We start from the raw sequence: 18,368 nt of genomic DNA on the forward strand, positions 1-18,368 counted from the left end.
GTACATCTGGAAGCACTGGTAGCGGAGCAGCATGACATGGGGGTTTGCGATGCTATTGAGGGTTATGAACCGCAACGAAGGCCCGCGCCCATGAGCTCCCGTAGGCCACAGAAAGTGGCCGGAATCAAACCTGCCATTTCCCCTCCGCCACAGACTGCGCCCGCTTCCCCCGAGCCCCGCACGGAACGCCCGGCCGGTACGCAGGACCGGATGGCCGAGTGGATCACAGATCTCAGCTCGGTGCAGGAGCTCACCGAGCGGCTGGCCCGTACCTCCACGCTGGACGACGCGCTGCACGAACTGCTGCGCGCGGGCGCCACGCTGGTCGGCGCGCAGCGCGGTCTCGTCGCGCTCGAACCGGCGGACGGGCTCGGCCCGGAGCGCACCGTGGGACTCGGTCTCGGCCGCGCGGACATCGGGCACATCGAGACGGTCCCGCGCGGTTCCGCCGCGTACACCCGGCTGCTCGACGGGCTGCCCGACGCTCCCGGCCCGGACCACGCCCCCGGTGCCCAGGACGCGGCTCCCGCACAGGACGGACAGGACGAGCGGTACGAGCCGTCCGACGCGTACGCCGGCGCGGAATCCGCCGGGCCCTCCGGACGCCCGGGACACTCGGGACACGAGGAGAGCGCCGGCGCGGACACCGCGGAGGACGCGGACGGGGCGCAGGAGCACGGCCCGCCGGAGATCGTCTATCCCGACATCGCCACCGACGACTCCCTCGACCCCCGGCACCGCGAGGTCGCGGCCCGGCTCGGCTACGCCGCGAGTTACGCGGTGCCGCTGAGCACCCCCACTGTGGGCCGTATCGCCGCGGCGGTCTGGCTGTACGACGAGCCCGCCGAGCCGACCGAGCGGCAGCGCCGGCTTCTGGGCATGTACGTCCGCTACGCCACCGAGCACATCGCGCGCCAGCTCGAACTCACCCGCGCCCGCGAGGACATGGCGGCCATGCGCGAGGACCTGCTGCCGGCCAGGCTGCCCCGGGTGCCCGGGGTGCAGCTGGCGGTGCGGCACAGCACGGGCCCGCACGGCGGCGGCGACTGGTACGACGTACTGCCGCTCCCCGAGGCGGCGCTCGGCCTCTCCGTCGGCGGCGTGACCGGCAGCGGTCCCAGCGCGGCCGCGGCGATGGGGCGGCTGCGCGCCTCGCTGCGCGCGTACGCGGTGATGGAGGGCGAGGACCCGGTCGCCGTGCTGTCGGACCTGGAGCTGCTGCTGCGGCTGACGGAGCCGGCCCGTTCGGCGACGGCGCTGTTCGGCTACGCGGAACCGGCCCAGCGGAAGATCACCATCGCCGGTGCCGGGCACTGCCCGCCGCTGGTGACGGGGCCGGACAGAACGGAGTTCGTCGAGACGACGCTGTCCGCGCCGCTCGGCATGCTGGCCTGCTGGGAGGCGCCCAGCGTCGAACTGACGCTGGGTGAAGGTGAAACGTTGCTGCTGTACAGCGACGGTCTGCTGCACCGCACCGGCGCCGAGCTCGACCGGGCCTTCTCCCGTTTGCACTCCGCCGTCGCGAGCGCCCCGCCCGCCACCCGTACCGATCCGGAAGCCCTGGTCGACCACGTCCTGCGCACCCTGCTGCCGGACGGCCGCGACACCCAGCGCGACCACCCCGAGGACGTCGTCCTGCTGGCCGCCCGCTTCTGACGGACGGGCGGCCCGGGGCCGGTTCCGGCGGACGCCGGAGGTGCCGTGCGCCGGGCGGCCGGTGTGCGGGGCCGTATGCCGGATGTCTCCTGTTCCGGGCGCCGGAAATGTCACAGCTGTGTGACTGTCTAACGGGTTCGGCGCGGCCATACGATGGAAGGCGGTCTCAGCCAGAGAGCCGGACATCGCACACAGGAGGCAGACGTGGCGGACGCCGCTGAGGAACAGCCGATCAAGCAGCGCAAGAACGGCCTGTACGCCGGCGTCTCCGACGAGCTCGCCGAGAACATGAAGACGGGCTGGGCCGACACCGAGCTGCACGATCTTGAGCCGGTTCCGCAGGCGGAGCAGACCGCCGCGCGCCGCAAGCGGCTCTCCGAGCGGTTCCCCGGCGAGCGCCTGGTGATCCCCGCGGGCAATCTCAAGACCCGCTCCAACGACACCGAGTACGCGTTCCGCAGCTCCGTCGAGTACGCCTACCTGACGGGCAATCAGACCGAGGACGGCGTCCTCGTCATGGAGCCGGCGGACGGCGGCCACGACGCCACCCTCTACCTCCTCCCCCGCTCCGACCGCGAGAACGGCGAATTCTGGCTGGACAGCCAGGGCGAGCTCTGGGTCGGCCGGCGGCACAGCCTCACCGAGGGCGAGCAGGTGTACGGCGTGCCCTGCGCGGACGTCCGTACGGTCGGCGACGTGCTGCGCGCGGCCGCCGGTCCTGTCCGCGTCGTCCGCGGCTACGACGCCGGCGTGGAGAAGGCGCTGACCGACAAGGTCACCGCCGAGCGGGACACGGAGTTGCAGAGCGTCCTCTCCGAAATGCGGCTGGTGAAGGACGAGTTCGAGATCGGCGAGCTGCAGAAGGCGGTGGACTCCACCGCCCGCGGCTTCGCGGACGTCGTGAAGGTCCTGGACAAGGCCGAGGCCACCTCCGAGCGGTACATCGAGGGCACCTTCTTCCTGCGCGCCCGCGTCGAGGGCAACGACGTCGGCTACGGCTCGATCTGCGCGGCGGGCCCGCACGCCACGACCCTGCACTGGGTGCGCAACGACGGCGCCGTACGCTCCGGCGAACTGCTGCTGCTGGACGCCGGCGTGGAGACCCACACGCTCTACACCGCGGACGTCACCCGCACCCTGCCGATCAACGGCCGGTTCACCGACTTCCAGCGGAAGATCTACGACGCGGTGTACGAGGCGCAGGAGGCCGGCATCGCGGCGGTGCAGCCCGGCGCCGACTACCTCGACTTCCACCACGCCGCGCAGCGCGTCCTCGCGGAGAAGCTCGTCGCGTGGGGCCTGCTCGACTACGACGTGGAGAAGGTCCTGGAGCTCGGCCTGCAGCGCCGCTGGACCCTGCACGGCACCGGCCACATGCTCGGCATGGACGTGCACGACTGCGCCACCGCGCGCCGCGACACGTACGCCGAGGGCACGCTGGAGCCCGGCATGTGCCTCACCGTCGAGCCCGGTCTGTACTTCCAGGCGGACGATCTGACCGTGCCGGAGGAGTACCGCGGCATCGGTGTGCGCATCGAGGACGACATCCTCGTGACGGAGGACGGCAACCGCAATCTGTCGGCCGCGCTGCCGCGTTCGAGCTCGGACGTCGAGGCGTGGATGGCGGAGCTGAAGGGCTGAGCTGGAGGCCGGGCGCCACCCTGGCGCCCGGCACCCCGCCGAGGAAGAGGAAAGAGCACACGTTGGTCACGCGGTTGTTCCGGCCCGGGCTGCTGTCCGTGTTCCCTTTCCTCGCCATGGCCGCCATCGTGCTGGCCGACGTGCTCGCCGGTGCGGGCATGGGCCTCACCCCGATGCTGGCGCTCGGCCCCGCCTTCGCCGGCCTCGTCGCCGACCTGCGGCGCACCGCGCTGATCGGCATCCTCGCGCTGGTCCTGTCGTACGCGCTGATCCTCTACAACGGCCAGTACGGCGAACGGCGCGGCTACGCCACGGTGATCTCCGTCTTCGGCGTCGCCGTCGTCTCGCTCGTCGCGACGGTCATGCGGCAGCGGCGCGAGGCCGAACTCGCCAGCGTCCGCTCCATCGCGGAGGCCGCGCAGCGGGTGCTGCTGCGCCCGGTGCCGCGCAGCGCGGGACATCTGCGGGCCGCCGTCTCGTACACCTCCGCCGTCGCGGACGCCCGCATCGGCGGCGATCTGTACGAGGTCGTCGTCTCGCCCGCGGGCGTACGGGTGCTGGTCGGCGACGTGCAGGGCAAGGGGCTGGAGGCCGTGGAGACCGCGGCCGTCGTGCTGGGCACGTTCCGGGAGGCCGCGTACGACGAACCGGACCTGCCGGCCGTCGGCGAGCGGCTCGAACGCGCCCTGGACCGGCATCTGCTGGGCGAGAAGTTCGTGACGGCGGTACTGGCCGAGGTCCGCGAACGGGACCGTGCCGTCCTGCTCAACTACGGCCATCCGGCGCCGCTGGTGATCCGCCCCGACGGCAGCGTGGACTACGCCGAACCCCCGGAGCGTGCCCTGCCGCTGGGCCTCGGCCTGCACGGGGCACCCGCCCCGCAGCCGCACCGGGTGCCGTTCATCCCCGGCGACCAGCTGCTCTTCTACACCGACGGGGTCAGCGAGGCCCGGGACCACGGCGGCGAGTTCTACCCCCTGGAGACCCGCGGCCACCTGATGAAGGACCCCGACCCGGAACTGGCGCTGGACGCCGTACGGGAGGACCTGCGGCAGTACGTCGGCGGCGAGCGGCTGCACGACGACGCGGCGATGCTTTTGCTCCGCTATCGGGACGGATGAGCGCTGCGGTTCTGTGCGTGGTCGCTTTTTGCGCAGTTCCCCGCGCCCCTGTCCACGCAGTTCCCCGCGCCCCTTACAGGGCGCTCAGCCCGCTTTGAGCAGTGGACGGGTGCTGCCCTGTTGCCACTTGAGCACTTTGTCGAAGCTGACGACCGCGCCGCCGCGACCCGGCCGGTCGTGCAGCCGTACGTGGTCGGCCAGCGACTCGATCATGCAGAGCCCCCTGCCGCACTCCGCCTCCGCGGTGCGGTCCACCGGGAGCACGGCTCTGGCCCGGCGGGCCAGCCGCGAGTATCTGCCGCGGAAGCCGGGGCCCGAGTCGGCGACCTCGATCCGGCAGCGGTCGCCGTCGAGATACGCGGTCACGCGGTACACGTCCTGCGGCTCGCCGCTGCTGCGCACCCCGTGCTCGACGGCGTTGGCGCAGGCCTCGGTGAGCGCGACGGACAGTTCGTACGCGACCTCTTCGTCCACCCCCGCCGACTCCAGGGCGCCGAGCAGCAGCTTGCGGGCCAGCGGGACGCTGGCAGCCTCGCGACGCAGCTGGAGGGACCACCACACGCTCATGCTCCGACCTCCACGGGTCTCGGCGTCGGCTCGCGGCCCGGCTTCCGGCGCGGAACCCCGGCACCGGAGTTCCGCGGCGGAAGCCGCCCGCGCTACCGAGAGGTATTGCCACGCGGAGCACGTACTACGCGCGTCGCGTGCGTGATGACGCTCATTCGGACCAGGGAGGGGAACTCCGCGGGGCGGCAGGAACCGGGACAGTCCGCCGTCACCCTGCCGCCCGGGCGCTTCCGGGCCGGTGAGATGATGGCGCCGCTATGACTGCCGGGGCGGACCTGAGACTGCTGCGGGCCACGGTGTTCACCGCGGCCTGCGTCACGCTGTCCGCCGCCGGGCACGCGCTCGGCGGCGGCTGCGGCATCCGCTTCTGGGCGCTCGGCGCGGGCTTCGCCCTCGTGTTCGCCGTGGCCGTGCCGCTCGCAGGGCGGGAGCGGTCCCTGCCGGGGATCGCCGCGCTGCTGACGGTGGGCCAGCTCGGGCTGCACGCCCTGTTCTCCGCGGGTCAGCGGCCGCCCGCCGTACCGCGGTCCGCACACGGCGGCGGGCACCGGAGCGCCGTACTCGAACTCGCCTCGCGGATGCTGTGCAGTCAGCACGCGACGGGCCCGCTCACCGAGGCCCGCGCGCACCGCATCGTGTCCGACGCCGGGATCTCGCCGCACCAGGCGGCCGCGATGACCGGCAACGGCGCGGCGGAGTCCGCCGGTTCGGCGGCGCACGCGGGACACGGCGCGGCGGCGGGCACGCCCGTCGAGGAGTGCCTGCGCCAGGCGGCCCGCGCCGCGCTGTCGCTGCTCGACGCGCCGATGCTGTGCGGGCACCTGCTCGCCGCGCTCGTCCTCGGCTGGCTGCTGCGCCGCGGCGAGGCCGCGCTGTGGCGGCTGGTGCGGCTGTCCGGCTTCTCGGAGCCCGCGGAGCTGTCGGATCTGCCCGGACTGCCGCTGCTGCTCCGGCTGCTGCGTCCCGCGCGGGCGCTGCGCGCGGCGCTGGCGTACGAACGGGCCCTGCGTACGGGCCTGCTGCCGGGCACTCCTCCGCAGGTCTCCCGGGCGGGGGCGCACGAGGACTCCGCGCACCCTCCCTCCGTGCTGCTGCACCACTCCCTGCAACGGCGCGGCCCACCCGCCGCACCGCACCAGCTCGCACTCGCGGCCTGACGTACCCCGGCTCCCGGCAGAAGGGACCGGCGTGCGCGCCGCGTGGACGGTCATGTCCGGCTTGCCCGTACATGCCCCTGTCGTTCCTTCGTCATCCGTCGCACGGACCACGGCGGTCCGTGCTGCCTGTCGGGAGCACCCTCAGCATGAACAGTCGTCAGAAGCAGTCCCCGGCCAGAATCCGCCGCGTCGCGACCGTCGGAGCCCTCGGTGCCGGCGCCGTCGTCCTGTGCGCGGGTCCGGCCTTCGCGCATGTCACCGTCGACCCGGAGCAGGCGCCGCAGGGCGACTTCAGCACCGTCGACTTCAAGGTCCCGAACGAGCGGGACAACGCCTCCACCGAGAAGGTCGAGGTCAACTTCCCCAAGGACACGCCGCTCGCGTCCGTGATGCCGCAGCCCGTGCCCGGCTGGAAGGTCAAGGTCACCAAGACCAAGCTCGACAAGCCGGTCGAGATGCACGGCGAGAAGATCAACGAGGCCGTCAGCAAGATCACTTGGTCCGGCGGCAAGATCGGCCCCGGTGAGTTCCAGCAGTTCCCCGTCTCCATGGGCGAACTGCCGAAGGGCAAGGACCAGCTCGTCTTCAAGGCCCTCCAGACGTACGACAACGACGAGGTCGTGCGCTGGATCGAGGAGCCGCAGAAGGGACAGCCGGAGCCCGAGAGCCCGGCGCCCGTCCTCAAGCTGACACCGGCCGCCGCGAAGAGCGGGGACCACAGCCACGGCGGCGGCGCGACGGCGCAGAATGCCTCCGACAGCGCCTCCGGCGGCTCGGCCCACAGCACCGACAACACCGCACGCGTCCTCGGCGTCGTCGGCATCGTCGTCGGCGTGGCCGGTGTCGCCTTCGGCGTCCTCGCCGGCCGCCGGCGCTCCGCCTGACCGGCCCACTCCGCCCGACCGAAACGCTCTGCTCCGTTCCGTGAACCGCGGTGCGGTCCCCGTCCGTCCGACGGGGGCCGCGCCGCCCGCACCGTTGGGAAAGCCAGCCTCCATGCACACCCCCGTCAGGAAGAAGTCCCTGTACGCCGGCGCGGCTCTCGCCGCGGCCGCCGCGCTCACCCTGAGCGCGTGCGGCTCCTCCGGCGGGAACGACGACGCGGCCGTCGTCGACGCGCCCAAGGCGTCCGAGGAACCGCAGCAGCAGGGCGGCGTCGCGCTGCAACAGCCGTTCCAGAAGCCGGACCTGACCCTCACCGGCACCGACGGCGAGAAGTACGACCTGCTGAAGGAGACGAAGGGCAAGCCGACCCTGCTGTACTTCGGCTACACGCACTGCCCCGACGCCTGCCCACTGATCATGAGCAACATCGAGCTCGCCAAGCGGCAGCTGCCGAAGAAGGAGCAGAAGGACCTCCAGGTCGTCTTCGTCACCACCGACCCGAAGCGGGACACCCCCAAGCACCTGGAGAAGTGGCTGAACGGCCAGGGCGACGGATTCACCGGGCTGACCGGCGACTTCGACACCATCCAGGCCGCGGCCCGCAGCGTCGGCATCGGCGTGGAGCCCTCGTACAAGAAGAAGAACGGCGACGTCGTCTCCTCGCACGGCAAGCAGCTGCTGGCCTTCTCGCCGAAGGACGACAAGGCGCACTACCTCTACACCGACGACAAGTCCGCCACCGCCGACGTCCTGCAGAAGGACCTCCCGAAGCTCGTCAAGGGAGAGACCCCGTGAACCGCCCCGCACGCCACCCCCTGCACACCGCACGCCGCCGTACGGCCGCCGCGACCGCGGCCATCGCCGGGGCGCTGGCCCTCGGAGTGACCGGATGCGCCGGCGGGGGGCCGGAGTTGAAGGTCAGCGACGGCTACGTACCGCAGCCCGCCATGGCCGACATGGCCGGCGGCTTCCTCACCGTCAAGAACGGCGGCGACGAGGCCGACAAGCTGACCTCCGTCAGCAGCAGCCTCGCCTCCCATGTAGAGATCCACCGCACCAAGGGCCAGCAGATGGAACGGGTCGACTCCCTGACCGTCCCCGCGAACGGCGAGCTGAAGCTCGGCCGGGGCGGCAGCCATCTGATGTTCCACGATCTGAAGCGCAAGCCCGCCAAGGGCGACAAGGTGTCCCTGACGCTGCACTTCGAGAAGTCCGATCCGGTCAAGGTGTCGGTGCCCGTCGAGGCCGCCAACTTCGCGCCGGGACAGGGGAAGTGAGGGACTGAACGTGCCCACCACCACGGCTTCCGCCCAGCCGCTCCCGGCGGCCCGCCGGGACCGCGCGCTGCGCACCCGTACCGCGGGCGCGCTGCTCGCCCTGCTGCTCGGGGCGCTCGGCGGGCTGGCCGGCGCGCTCGGCACCGCCACGCCCGCCGCGGCACACGCCGCACTGACCGGCAGCAGTCCGGCCCAGGGCGCCGTGGTGGACAGCGCGCCCCGCGAGGTCACCCTCACCTTCTCCGAGGGCATCGCCATGTCCGAGGGCTCCGTACGGGTCCTCGACCCGCACGGCAAGCGCGCCGACCACGGCGCGGTACGCGAGGACGGCTCGGTCAAACGCACCGTCGCGCTCGACTCCGGCCTGGGCAAGGGGACTTACACCGTCGCGTGGCAGGGCGTCTCCGCCGACAGCCACCCCGTCTCCGGTGCCTTCACGTTCTCCATCGGCGCACCCTCCAAGACCACCGCGCAGGTGCCGCAGCAGGACAAGGACGCGGGCGGCGGCCTCGTCGGGTGGCTGTACGGGGCCGGACGGTACGCCGCGTACGCCGGTTTCGTCCTGCTCGTCGGCGGCGCCGCGTTCGTGCTGGCCTGCTGGCGGCGCGGCGCCCGCGAACGGGCCGTACAGCGGCTCGTGGTGACCGGCTGGGTGACGCTCACCGCGGCGACCCTCGTCATGCTGCTGCTCCGCGCCCCCTACACGGGCTCGGGGCAACTGGCCGGCGTACTCGACCTCGGCGGGCTGAAGGACGCCGTCGGGACGAAGCCGGGTGCGGCGCTGGTGTCCAGACTGCTGCTGCTCGGCGCCGGGGCGCTGTTCGTGTCCGTGCTGTTCGGCACGTACGCGCGCGGGCAGGACGACGAGGCTGTTCCGGCCGGCGAGGAGGGGCAGGGCTCGGACGGGAGGGATCCGTCCGAGCGGCGGGATCTGCTGATCGGGCTGAGCCTCGGCGGGACGGTGGTCGCCGCCGGGCTCGCCGCCACCTGGGCCATGGCGGAACACGCCTCCACCGGCATCCAGACCGCGCTGGCCATGCCCGTCGACGTGCTGCACCTGCTGGCCGTCGCCACCTGGCTCGGCGGCCTCGCCGCGCTGCTGACGTCGCTGTACCGGTGCACCGTGCCGCGGTCGGCCGTACGCCGGTTCTCCCGGGTGGCGTTCGGCAGCGTGCTGGTGCTCGCCGTGACCGGCGTCTACCAGTCGTGGCGCCAAGTCGGCTCGTGGAACGCCCTCCTGGACACCTCGTACGGGCAGCTGCTGATGGTCAAGGTGGGCCTGGTCGCCCTGCTGACCGGCGTCGCCTGGATCTCCCGCCGCTGGACCGCACGGCTCGCCGAGGTACCGGCCGCCGCGTCCTCCGGTACGACGGTCCCCGCCCCCGGGGCACCGTCCGCCGAACAGGGCGGCGCCGAGCGGGAGTTCGCCACCGTACGGGCCACCGGGTCCTCCGACGGGCCCGCCGACTCCGACAGGTCCGCCGACTCCGCCGCGGATCCCGCCGACAGCGCGGCGGGCGGCAGCGGTACGGCGGACGCATCCGGTACGGCCGGCGGCTCCGGTACGGCCGGCGGGGCGGGCGGGTCCGAGCGTGCGGCCCAACTGGCCCGGCAGCGCGCCGCCATGGACACGGCCCGCCGCAAGCGGGACCGTGACGCCGACCCCGACCGCAGCGGTCTGCGCCGCTCCGTCCTCGCCGAGGCCGGGATCGCCGTCGTACTGCTCGCCGTCACGACGGTGCTCACCGGCACCGAACCGGCCCGTACGGAGGCGGCCTCCCGCGCGGACGGCGGCGCGGCGTCGGCCCCCGCCCGTAAGGGTCCGGCCGAGGTGACGATCCCGTTCGACACCGGGGGCACCGGCGGCAAGGGCACCGCACGGCTGCGGCTCTCCCCGGGCAGCGCGGGCGACAACACGCTCCGGGTCACGGCACGGAACCCCCAGGGGAAGCCCGTTTCCGCCCCCGAGGTGAAGGTCTCCTTCACCCTGCCCGCCAAGGACATCGGCCCGCTCGCCGTCACCCCCGACCCGGTGGGAGGGGGCAAGAAGGGTGCCGGGGACGGCAGTCCGGGACAGTGGCAGGCCACCGGGGTGCAGCTCCCCATGCCGGGCAGCTGGCGGGTCGCCTTCACCATCCGTACGTCCGACATCGACCAGGTGACCGTCGACAAGACCGTCCGGATCGGCTGACGGGCGCCGCGAGCGCACCGCCCCACGCCCGGACACCGCCCCCACAGCCACAACTGCACAGCACCGCACCGCAGTTCAGCACCGCAGCGCCGTTCAGCACCACAGCGCAGCCCCGCACCGAACAGGACCGGAAGTCCCACCATGACGCAGCACGACCACGAACCCCACACCGTCACCCGCCGCCGCCTGCTCGGTACGGTCGGCGCCGCGGGCGCGGGCGGACTCGCCCTGGGCGCGGCGGGCGGCGCGGCCGGATACGCCGTGGCTCAGGACGACCCGCCCACCGCACTCACCACCCTCGGTTCGGACCGGGTGCCCTTCCACGGCACCCACCAGGCGGGCATCACCGACCGGCAGCAGGCGCACGGCCACCTCCTCGCGTTCGACCTCGCGCCGGGCGCCGGCCGCAAGGAGGCCGCCGCGCTCATGCGCCGCTGGTCGGCCACGGCACGGGAGCTGATGGAGGGCCGGACGCCGCACGACGACACGGGCATCGCCCTCGACGCGGGCCCGTCATCGCTGACCGTCACCTTCGGCTTCGGGCGCGGCTTCTTCTCCCGCACCGGGCTGAAGGACCAACTGCCGGTGCAGCTCGACCCGTTGCCGGAGTTCTCCTCCGACCACCTCGACAAGAAACGCTCGAACGGCGACCTGTGGATCCAGATCGGCTCCGACGACGCGCTCGTCGCCTTCCACGCGCTGCGCGCCCTCCAGCGCGAAGCCGGCGAAGCCGCCCGGCTGCGCTGGCAGATGACCGGCTTCAACCGCTCGCCCGGCGCCACCTCGCACCCCATGACGGTGCGGAATCTGATGGGCCAGGTGGACGGCAGCAACAACCCCAAGCCCTCCGAGAAGGACTTCGACAAACGGATCTTCGTGCCGTCCGGCAGCAGCCCGGAGTGGATGGCGAACGGCTCGTACGCCGTCGTACGCCGTATCCGGATGCTGCTCGACGACTGGGACAAGCAGTCCCTGGAGAAGCAGGAGAAGGTCATCGGCCGCCGCAAGTCCGACGGCGCCCCGCTCACCGGCGGCACCGAACAGACCGACCCCGACCTGGAGAAGACCGAGAAGGACGGCACCACCCCGGTGATCGCGGCCGACGCGCACGTACGGGTCACCTCCCCCGACACCAACGGCGGGGCCGCGATGCTGCGCAGGCCCTTCTCGTACCACGACGGGTTCCGCGACGACGGCGCGCCGGACGCCGGGCTGCTGTTCATCGCCTGGCAGGCCGATCCGCTGCGCGGCTTCGTGCCCGTACAGCGCAAACTCGACCTGGGCGACGCGCTGTCGACGTTCATCCGGCACGAGGCCAGCGCCCTGTTCGCGGTGCCGGGCGGGCCGGCGAAGGGCGAGTATGTGGGACAGCGGCTGCTGGAGGGTTAATCTCCCCGCACAGGCAGCATCTCGAAGCCCCGGGAGGCGGACGTGGCGTACTACATCCTCGAATACACCTTCGGTGACGACTACTTGGAGCGCCGCCCGCCCTACCGCGAGGAGCATCTGAAGCTCATCCGCGAGGCCCACGCGAGCGGCGACCTCGTCCTCGCGGGCGCCCTCGCCGAGCCCGCCGACCGCGGCCTGCTCGTCTGGAACACCGAGGACCGCTCCACGGTGGAACGCTTCGCGGAGCAGGACCCCTACGTGATGAACGGCCTCGTACGGGAGTGGACCGTCCGGCCCTGGACGGTCGTCACCCCCTGAGGGGTTCCGGTGCGCGGGCCCCGAGGGGCCCGCGCCGGGTCACCGGGCGGCCGCCCATTCGGGATCGCGGCCCAGCCACGCCGCCAGCTTCCCGTACGTGTCCGCCCCCTCCGGGGCCTCCCGTACGGGCCCGAAGGGCACACCCTCACCGCGCCGCTCCGGCGGCAGCGCCTGCCGGGCGGCGCCGAGGGCGAACTCCGCTACGTCCTGGTCGAGTTCACCGGTGGCGGAGCCCACCGCGCGGGCCAGGTCCCAGGTGTGGGTCACCTGCTCCATGACCGTGCCGCACAGCGCGACGCCGCCCGGCATGGTGCCCCAGGGGACCGTCACGGGCGCGGCCAGCCTGGCGTCGTCCGCCCACGCCGCCGCGAGACGCTCACGGGCCTCCGCCCACGCCGCCGTCCAGCCGCCCTTCGGGTCGGGGTCCGGCTGGGGCGTCAGCTCGCTGCCGCTCTCCCCGATCTCCGCCATCCGGTGCGTGCCGTCCACGATGTGCGCGAGCAGCGCCCGTACGTCGTACTCCGTACACGGCGTCGGCCTGTCCAGGTCCTCCTTCCGTACGGAGGCGATCAGCTCCGCCAACTGCTCGCCCGCACCGGTCAGTTGGGGGCGGGGGTCCGGAACGGAAGTCTGCGCGTTCATGGTGTGCTCTCCTTCGCCGGGCAGCCGGCAACCCCTCCGGGGCGCCGTACGGGATCCCTTACCGGACCCCGTAAGGGAGAGACTCCCCGGATAACCTGACACCCGCCGTCAGGTTTTCCGGGCAGTCTGTACACGTGAAATCCGACCGTCTGCTCTCGATCCTGCTGCTGCTCCAGACCCGCGGCCGCGTGCCCGCCGAGGAACTGGCCCGCCGCCTGGAAGTCTCCGTCCGCACCGTCTACCGGGACATCGAGGCGCTCTCCACCTCCGGCGTCCCGGTCTACGCCGAGCGCGGCCGGCACGGCGGCATCTCCCTGCTCCCCGGCTTCCGCACCGACGTCACAGGCCTGACCTCGCACGAGGCCCGCGCCCTCTTCGTCCTCGCGGCACAGGGCGCGCACTCCGCGCTCGGCCTGGACCAGGCGTTCAGCTCCGCGCTGCGCAAGGTCATGGCGGCGCTGCCCGCCGCCCACCGCCCGGCCGCCGAACTCACCAGCCGCCGCATCCTCGTCGACCCCGACCGCTGGCTGACCGGCCCGCGCGCCGCCGTCGACCTCGACGTGCTGCACACCGCCGTGTTCGCCGACCGCAGGCTGCGCCTCCGCTACCGGCACAGCGGGGAGACCCGGAAGCGCCAGTACACCGTCGACCCCTACGGGCTCGTCTCCAAGGCGGGCGTCTGGTATCTCGTCGCCGACCGCCGCGGTGCCCCGCAGCTCTTCCGCGCCGACCGCATCGCCCGCGCGACGGTCACCGACGCGCCCGTACAGCGCCGCCCCGGCGTCGAACTGGCCGACGCGTGGGAGCAGTTGAGGCAGGGGGTGGAGAACCGGCCCGGCGGCGTCGCGGTCACGGTCCGGGTCCGCCGGGAGCGGCTGGACATGTTCCTGCGCCTCACGACGTGGGCGGCGGCCGGCGAACCCTCGGCGGAGGACGACGAGGGGCGGGTGACGGTCACCCTGAACCTGCCCGCTCTGCGCGCGGTGCGGCAGCTCCTCCCGTTCGGCTCCGACGCCGAGGTCGTCGCCCCGCGGGAGGCCCGCGAGGAACTGGCCCGCGCGGCGGAGGAAGCGACGGCCCTGTACGGAACCTGACCCGTACGGGACACCCCTGCCCTGTACGGGACACCCGTACGGGACCCGACCCGTAAGGGACCCGGGCAGATGTCCCTCACCCCGGCGGCAGCGGCCCGTCCTCCGAACCGTCCAGCACCGCACGGCAGATGGCGTGCAGCTGCTCCACCTGCTCGCGCGAGAGATGGTCGAAGAGCGCCTTCCGCGCCTGCTCCACATGCCCCGGCGCGGTGCCCTCCAGCTCGGCCAGGCCCGCGTCGGTCAGCGTCGCCAGCGTCGTGCGGTGGTCACCCGAGTGCCGGCCGCGCCGCACCCAGCCCTTGGCCTCCAGCTTCGCCACCGCGTGCGACAGCCGGCTCGGCGAGGACCGCGTACGGCGCGCCAGCTCCGTCATCGTGAGCGTCCGCCGCTCCGCCTCGGACAGCATCGCCAGGATCAGGTAGTACGCGTGCGGCATCCCCGCGTCCCGCTGCAACTGCCGGTCCAGCGCCTCCCGTACGCGCTGCGAGGCGCCGAGGAACGCCCGCCACGTCGCCTGCTCCGTCTCGTCCAGCCACCGCGTCGTGGCTCCCGTGCCCGTACCGCCCGTCACGCCCATGCGGCCAGCGTACGAGCAGGCAGGGGCCCTGCCGGAACAGGCGCTCCAGGCCACTTCCCCCAGCAGCCGCCCCGGGTCACTTGACGAGCAGGCGCTCCAGGACCGTCGCGATGCCGTCCTCGTCGTTGGAGTCCGTCACCTCGTCGGCCACCGCGAGGAGTTCGGGGTGCGCGTTCGCCATGGCGACGCCGTGCGCGGCCCAGCCGAACAGCGGTATGTCGTTCGGCATGTCACCGAAGGCGATGGTGTCCGCCGAGGACACCTTCAGCCTGCGCGCCGCCAGCGCCAGGCCCTTGGCCTTGCTCAGCCCCAGCGGCAGCAGCTCGACGACACCCTCACCGGCCATCACCACGCCCACCGCGTCACCGACGACGGCCCGCGCCACCTTGGCCAGTTCGTCGTCGCCGAGCTCGGGGTGCTGGACGTACACCTTGTTGACCGGCTCCGCCCACATCTCGGCCCGGTCCTGCGCCGGAATCGCGGGCAGCCCGACCTCCCCGGTCCGGTACCCCGGCCCGACCAGCACATCGCCGTCCACCCCGTCGCGGGACACGGCCAGCGCCAGCGGGCCCGTCTCCGACTCCAGGGCCGCCAGCGCGTGTTGGGCCACCCGGCGGTCCAGCGTCAGCGACGTCAGCAGCCGTCCCGAGCCCGCGTCGTACACCTGCGAGCCCTGGCCGCAGACGGCCAGGCCCTCGTACCCGAGGTCCTGCAGCACGTGCCGCGTCCACGGCACGGCACGGCCGGTCACGACGATGTGCGCGGCGCCGCGCGCGGTGGCCGCCCGCAGCGCATCGCGCGTACGGACGGAGATCGTGTCGTCGCTGCGCAGCAGCGTCCCGTCGAGGTCGGTGGCGACCAGCTTGTACGGGAAGGGCGCGGGCGGCGTGACGGAAGTGCTCACTTGGCGACCGGCTCCAGAACCTCGCGGCCGCCCAGGTACGGACGGAGCATCTCCGGCACCCGCACCGAACCGTCCGCCTGCTGGTGGTTCTCCAGCAGCGCGACGATGGTGCGCGGTACGGCGCACAGCGTGCCGTTCAGGGTGGCGAGCGGGCGCACCTTCTTGCCCTCCCGCATCCGGATCGACAGCCGCCGCGACTGGAACTCCGTGCAGTCCGAAGTCGACGTCAGCTCGCGGTACTTGCCCTGGGTGGGGATCCACGCCTCACAGTCGAACTTGCGCGCCGCGGACGAACCCAGGTCGCCGGTGGCCACGTCGATCACCTGGAACGGCAGCTCCAGGCCGCGCAGCCACTGCTTCTCCCACTCCAGGAGGCGCTGGTGCTCCGCCTCGGAGTCCTCCGGCGCGACGTACGAGAACATCTCGACCTTGTCGAACTGATGGACCCGGAAGATGCCCCGGGTGTCCTTGCCGTACGAACCGGCCTCGCGGCGGAAGCAGGGCGAGAACGCCGCGTACCGCAGGGGCAGCTGGTCCGCGTCGAGGATCTCGTCCATGTGGTAGCCGGCGAGGGGGACTTCGGAGGTGCCGACCAGATAGAAGTCGTCCTTCTCCAGGTGGTACACGTCCTGCGCGGCCTGGCCGAGGAAGCCGGTGCCGGCCATGGCCTGCGGCTTCACCAGCGCGGGGGTGAGCATCGGCGTGAAGCCGGCCTCGGTGGCCTGCGCGATCGCGGCGTTCACCAGGGCGAGTTCGAGCAGCGCGCCGACGCCGGTGAGGTAGTAGAAGCGGGATCCGGAGACCTTGGCGGCGCGCTCGGTGTCGATGGCGCCGAGCAGCTGGCCGAGCTCCAGGTGGTCCTTCGGCTCGAAGCCCTCCGCGGCGAAGTCGCGCTTCTCGCCGATGGTCTCGCGGACGGTGAAGTCCTCCTCGCCGCCCACCGGGACCTCGGGGTGCACGAGGTTGCCGAGCTGCTGGAGCAGCCGCTCGGTCTCCGCGGCGGCCTCGTCCTGCTCGGCGTCGGCGGCCTTCACCGCGGCGGACAGCTCGCCGGCCTTCTGCAGCAGGGCGGCCTTCTCGTCGCCCTCGGCCTTCGGGATCAGCTTGCCGAGCTGCTTCTGCTCGGAGCGGAGTTCGTCGAAGCGGACACTGGACGACCTGCGCCGCTCATCGGCGGAGAGGAGCGCGTCGACGACGTCGACGTCCTCTCCACGGGCGCGCTGGGACGCGCGCACACGGTCGGGGTCCTCACGGAGCAGGCGAAGGTCAATCACGCGGCAAGGGTACCGGTGAGGCGGCGCGCCCCTCGACTCAGTAAGCCGGTCCGCCGCGGCGGGCCTCCGGAAGGCCCCGGAAATGATCAAGAGAGGGTCCGGGGAAGGGTGACCTGTCGCACGCGGATTCCCAAACCCTTATGTCCGGTTTGGCGATCAATGCTGCGTATTGTCAATTGCGTCAAGAGGAATTCGGCGACCCCCCGCAAGAGTGCCCCGTTGGCCAGGCGATGGACCGATCAGGCCGCTGAGCGGCGGGAGTTGAGAGCTCCACCCCCAGGACTTATCCACAGTCCACAGAGTTTTCCACAGGAGTCTCGTGGCGCCTGTGGAAGACCTTGGGGAGGAGCCCGAACGGAATTGCCCCCGCGCCAGAATTCCCGGACCAAACCGGTAATACCCACTCATTCGAGGGGGTTTGCTTCACACCAAAGAGTTGATCAAGGGAATTGGAGTGACGAGAGGGGACGTGGACCGCTGTGGACGACTCGGAGGTCTTCATAGGGTTTTGTCGACACTGACCGGTTCGACCCCACCACTGTGCACAGCCCCGCACCCCCACCTGTGGATAACTTTTCCCGGGGAGCCCGGCGTCACTTTTCGGCCACGCCCGCCGGGCCCGCTCCGGGACCGCACCCCATCCGGAGTGCTCAGCCGCGGCCGTCCAGACAGCGCGTCAGCCAGTCCGCGGCCTCCAGGAAGTCCTCGTCGGAGGTCCCGGAACGCAGCGTCGGACGGACCTCGTCGGCCCGCGGGTACGAGCCGAGGAAGCGCACCTTCCGGCACGCGCGTTTCAGCCCCATCAGCACATCGCCGACCCGCCGGTCCGAGACGTGGCCCTCGCAGTCCACGGAGAAGCAGTAGCGGCCGATGCCCTCGCCCGTCGGACGCGACTCGATCCGCATCATGTTGACCCCGCGCGACGCGTACTCGTGCAGCACCTCCAGGAGGGCGCCCGGATGGTCGTCGCGCAGCCAGAAGACGACGGAGGTCTTGTCCGCTCCGGTCGGCGAGGCGGGCCGTGCCGGGCGGCCGGCGAGCACGAACCGGGTGGCCGCGTTCTGCGCGTCGTGGATGTCGGTGACCAGCGGCTCCAGCCCGTACGTCGCGGCCGCGAACTCACCGGCGAACGCCGCGTCGAAGCGGCCCTCCTGCACGAGCCGCGCCCCGTCCGCGTTGGAGGCCGCCGACTCCCACAGGGCGTCCGGCAGGTTGGCCGACAGCCAGCGCCGCACCTGCGGCTGCGCGACGGGGTGCCCCGTCACGGTCTTCACGTCGCCGATCGCGGTGCCGGGGCGGGCCAGCAGCGCGAACGCGATGGGCAGCAGCACCTCGCGGTAGATCATCAACTGCTCGCCGCGGGCGAGTTCGTCGAGCGTCGCGGTGACGCCGCCCTCCACCGAGTTCTCGATCGGTACGAGGGCCGCTGCCGCCTCCCCGTTGCGCACGGCGTCCAGCGCGGCGGGCACCGACACCATGGGCGCCAGCTCGCGCGTGGCGGCCTCCGGAAGCGTACGGATGGCGGCCTCGGTGAAGGTCCCCTCGGGGCCGAGATAGGTGTAGCGGCTCGCAGATGACATACCGCCACGGTAGTCGCGCGGCACACCGGGCCGCCCGCCGTCTCATACAGCGGGCGGCCCGGTGTGCCCCGTCGTCGGGCCCTGTCAGGGCGTCG

The 18,368-nt window shown here is 72.5% G+C and carries 17 protein-coding genes; 11 read left to right on the forward strand and 6 right to left on the reverse strand.

From position 1 onward, the window contains the following. Positions 1–210 precede the first annotated feature (210 nt). From AC3AGO_RS17185 to AC3AGO_RS17195, 3 genes are all read left to right on the forward strand, one after another. Positions 211–1,656: a PP2C family protein-serine/threonine phosphatase gene (locus AC3AGO_RS17185; protein ID WP_487821087.1), complete on the forward strand. Its 1,446-nt coding sequence runs from the start codon at positions 211–213 to the stop codon at positions 1,654–1,656. 153 nt (positions 1,657–1,809) lie between these two features. After that, a complete protein-coding gene (locus tag AC3AGO_RS17190; RefSeq protein ID WP_487821088.1) occupies positions 1,810–3,297 on the forward strand; it encodes an aminopeptidase P family protein in 1,488 nt (495 codons plus the stop codon). A gap of 116 nt (positions 3,298–3,413) precedes the next feature. Then, positions 3,414–4,418: a PP2C family protein-serine/threonine phosphatase gene (locus tag AC3AGO_RS17195; protein ID WP_487824689.1), complete on the forward strand. Its 1,005-nt coding sequence runs from the start codon at positions 3,414–3,416 to the stop codon at positions 4,416–4,418. A gap of 84 nt (positions 4,419–4,502) precedes the next feature. Here the strand turns inward: AC3AGO_RS17195 and AC3AGO_RS17200 are convergent, their stop codons facing one another. Beyond that, positions 4,503–4,985, reverse strand: a complete 483-nt coding sequence (locus AC3AGO_RS17200; RefSeq protein ID WP_487821089.1) for an ATP-binding protein — start codon at positions 4,983–4,985, stop codon at positions 4,503–4,505. A gap of 257 nt (positions 4,986–5,242) precedes the next feature. On the opposite strand from AC3AGO_RS17200, the gene AC3AGO_RS17205 reads away from it, so the two are divergent. From AC3AGO_RS17205 to AC3AGO_RS17235, 7 genes are all read left to right on the forward strand, one after another. Continuing rightward, on the forward strand, positions 5,243–6,142 hold the full coding sequence (locus AC3AGO_RS17205) for a hypothetical protein (protein ID WP_487821090.1): 900 nt from the start codon (positions 5,243–5,245) through the stop codon (positions 6,140–6,142). A gap of 146 nt (positions 6,143–6,288) precedes the next feature. Beyond that, a complete protein-coding gene (locus AC3AGO_RS17210; RefSeq protein WP_487821091.1) occupies positions 6,289–7,026 on the forward strand; it encodes a YcnI family copper-binding membrane protein in 738 nt (245 codons plus the stop codon). A gap of 112 nt (positions 7,027–7,138) precedes the next feature. Further along, complete coding sequence (locus AC3AGO_RS17215) at positions 7,139–7,822, forward strand: SCO family protein (RefSeq protein ID WP_487821092.1); 684 nt, start codon at positions 7,139–7,141, stop codon at positions 7,820–7,822. Beyond that, the gene (locus tag AC3AGO_RS17220; protein WP_487821093.1) at positions 7,819–8,304 is read left to right on the forward strand and encodes a copper chaperone PCu(A)C; all 486 of its coding nucleotides are present in this window, start codon (positions 7,819–7,821) and stop codon (positions 8,302–8,304) included. Before AC3AGO_RS17215 ends, AC3AGO_RS17220 begins: the two co-directional genes overlap by 4 nt. Before the next feature lie 10 nt (positions 8,305–8,314). Then, positions 8,315–10,495: a copper resistance protein CopC gene (locus tag AC3AGO_RS17225; RefSeq protein ID WP_487821094.1), complete on the forward strand. Its 2,181-nt coding sequence runs from the start codon at positions 8,315–8,317 to the stop codon at positions 10,493–10,495. A gap of 141 nt (positions 10,496–10,636) precedes the next feature. Continuing rightward, on the forward strand, positions 10,637–11,884 hold the full coding sequence (gene efeB, locus AC3AGO_RS17230; protein ID WP_487821095.1) for an iron uptake transporter deferrochelatase/peroxidase subunit: 1,248 nt from the start codon (positions 10,637–10,639) through the stop codon (positions 11,882–11,884). A 42-nt stretch (positions 11,885–11,926) separates the two neighbouring features. After that, positions 11,927–12,202, forward strand: a complete 276-nt coding sequence (locus AC3AGO_RS17235; RefSeq protein ID WP_487821096.1) for a YciI-like protein — start codon at positions 11,927–11,929, stop codon at positions 12,200–12,202. Between the two features lie 39 nt (positions 12,203–12,241). Here the strand turns inward: AC3AGO_RS17235 and AC3AGO_RS17240 are convergent, their stop codons facing one another. After that, positions 12,242–12,844, reverse strand: coding sequence for a TIGR03086 family metal-binding protein (locus AC3AGO_RS17240; RefSeq protein WP_487821097.1), 603 nt, complete (start codon positions 12,842–12,844; stop codon positions 12,242–12,244). A gap of 134 nt (positions 12,845–12,978) precedes the next feature. Between AC3AGO_RS17240 and AC3AGO_RS17245 the strand changes: the two genes are divergently transcribed. Further along, entirely contained in the window at positions 12,979–13,938 is a 960-nt protein-coding gene (locus AC3AGO_RS17245) for a helix-turn-helix transcriptional regulator (protein WP_487821098.1), read from the forward strand. A gap of 76 nt (positions 13,939–14,014) precedes the next feature. Here AC3AGO_RS17245 and AC3AGO_RS17250 read toward each other — a convergent pair whose 3' ends face one another. The 4 genes from AC3AGO_RS17250 to pheA form a co-directional block, all read right to left on the reverse strand. Next, positions 14,015–14,515, reverse strand: a complete 501-nt coding sequence (locus tag AC3AGO_RS17250; protein ID WP_487821099.1) for a MarR family winged helix-turn-helix transcriptional regulator — start codon at positions 14,513–14,515, stop codon at positions 14,015–14,017. A gap of 76 nt (positions 14,516–14,591) precedes the next feature. Further along, positions 14,592–15,419, reverse strand: coding sequence for an HAD family hydrolase (locus AC3AGO_RS17255; protein ID WP_487821100.1), 828 nt, complete (start codon positions 15,417–15,419; stop codon positions 14,592–14,594). Beyond that, positions 15,416–16,693: a serine--tRNA ligase gene (serS, locus tag AC3AGO_RS17260; protein WP_487821101.1), complete on the reverse strand. Its 1,278-nt coding sequence runs from the start codon at positions 16,691–16,693 to the stop codon at positions 15,416–15,418. Before serS ends, AC3AGO_RS17255 begins: the two co-directional genes overlap by 4 nt. A 650-nt stretch (positions 16,694–17,343) precedes the next feature. Beyond that, a complete protein-coding gene (pheA, locus tag AC3AGO_RS17265) occupies positions 17,344–18,273 on the reverse strand; it encodes a prephenate dehydratase (RefSeq protein WP_487821102.1) in 930 nt (309 codons plus the stop codon). Between the last annotated feature and the right edge of the window lie 95 nt (positions 18,274–18,368).

It is taken from the genome of Streptomyces sp. BL1, assembly GCF_057628045.1.

Bases quoted from the DNA above. Each gene is read 5' to 3' on its own strand.
- AC3AGO_RS17185 (WP_487821087.1), top strand. From the start codon at position 211: ATGGCCGAGTGGATCACAGATCTCAGCTCGGTGCAGGAGCTCACCGAG.
- AC3AGO_RS17190 (WP_487821088.1), top strand. From the start codon at position 1,810: ATGGAAGGCGGTCTCAGCCAGAGAGCCGGACATCGCACACAGGAGGCA.
- AC3AGO_RS17195 (WP_487824689.1), top strand. From the start codon at position 3,414: ATGGCCGCCATCGTGCTGGCCGACGTGCTCGCCGGTGCGGGCATGGGC.
- AC3AGO_RS17200 (WP_487821089.1), bottom strand. From the start codon at position 4,985: ATGAGCGTGTGGTGGTCCCTCCAGCTGCGTCGCGAGGCTGCCAGCGTC.
- AC3AGO_RS17205 (WP_487821090.1), top strand. From the start codon at position 5,243: ATGACTGCCGGGGCGGACCTGAGACTGCTGCGGGCCACGGTGTTCACC.
- AC3AGO_RS17210 (WP_487821091.1), top strand. From the start codon at position 6,289: ATGAACAGTCGTCAGAAGCAGTCCCCGGCCAGAATCCGCCGCGTCGCG.
- AC3AGO_RS17215 (WP_487821092.1), top strand. From the start codon at position 7,139: ATGCACACCCCCGTCAGGAAGAAGTCCCTGTACGCCGGCGCGGCTCTC.
- efeB (WP_487821095.1), top strand. From the start codon at position 10,637: ATGACGCAGCACGACCACGAACCCCACACCGTCACCCGCCGCCGCCTG.
- AC3AGO_RS17240 (WP_487821097.1), bottom strand. From the start codon at position 12,844: ATGAACGCGCAGACTTCCGTTCCGGACCCCCGCCCCCAACTGACCGGT.
- AC3AGO_RS17250 (WP_487821099.1), bottom strand. From the start codon at position 14,515: ATGGGCGTGACGGGCGGTACGGGCACGGGAGCCACGACGCGGTGGCTG.
- pheA (WP_487821102.1), bottom strand. From the start codon at position 18,273: ATGTCATCTGCGAGCCGCTACACCTATCTCGGCCCCGAGGGGACCTTC.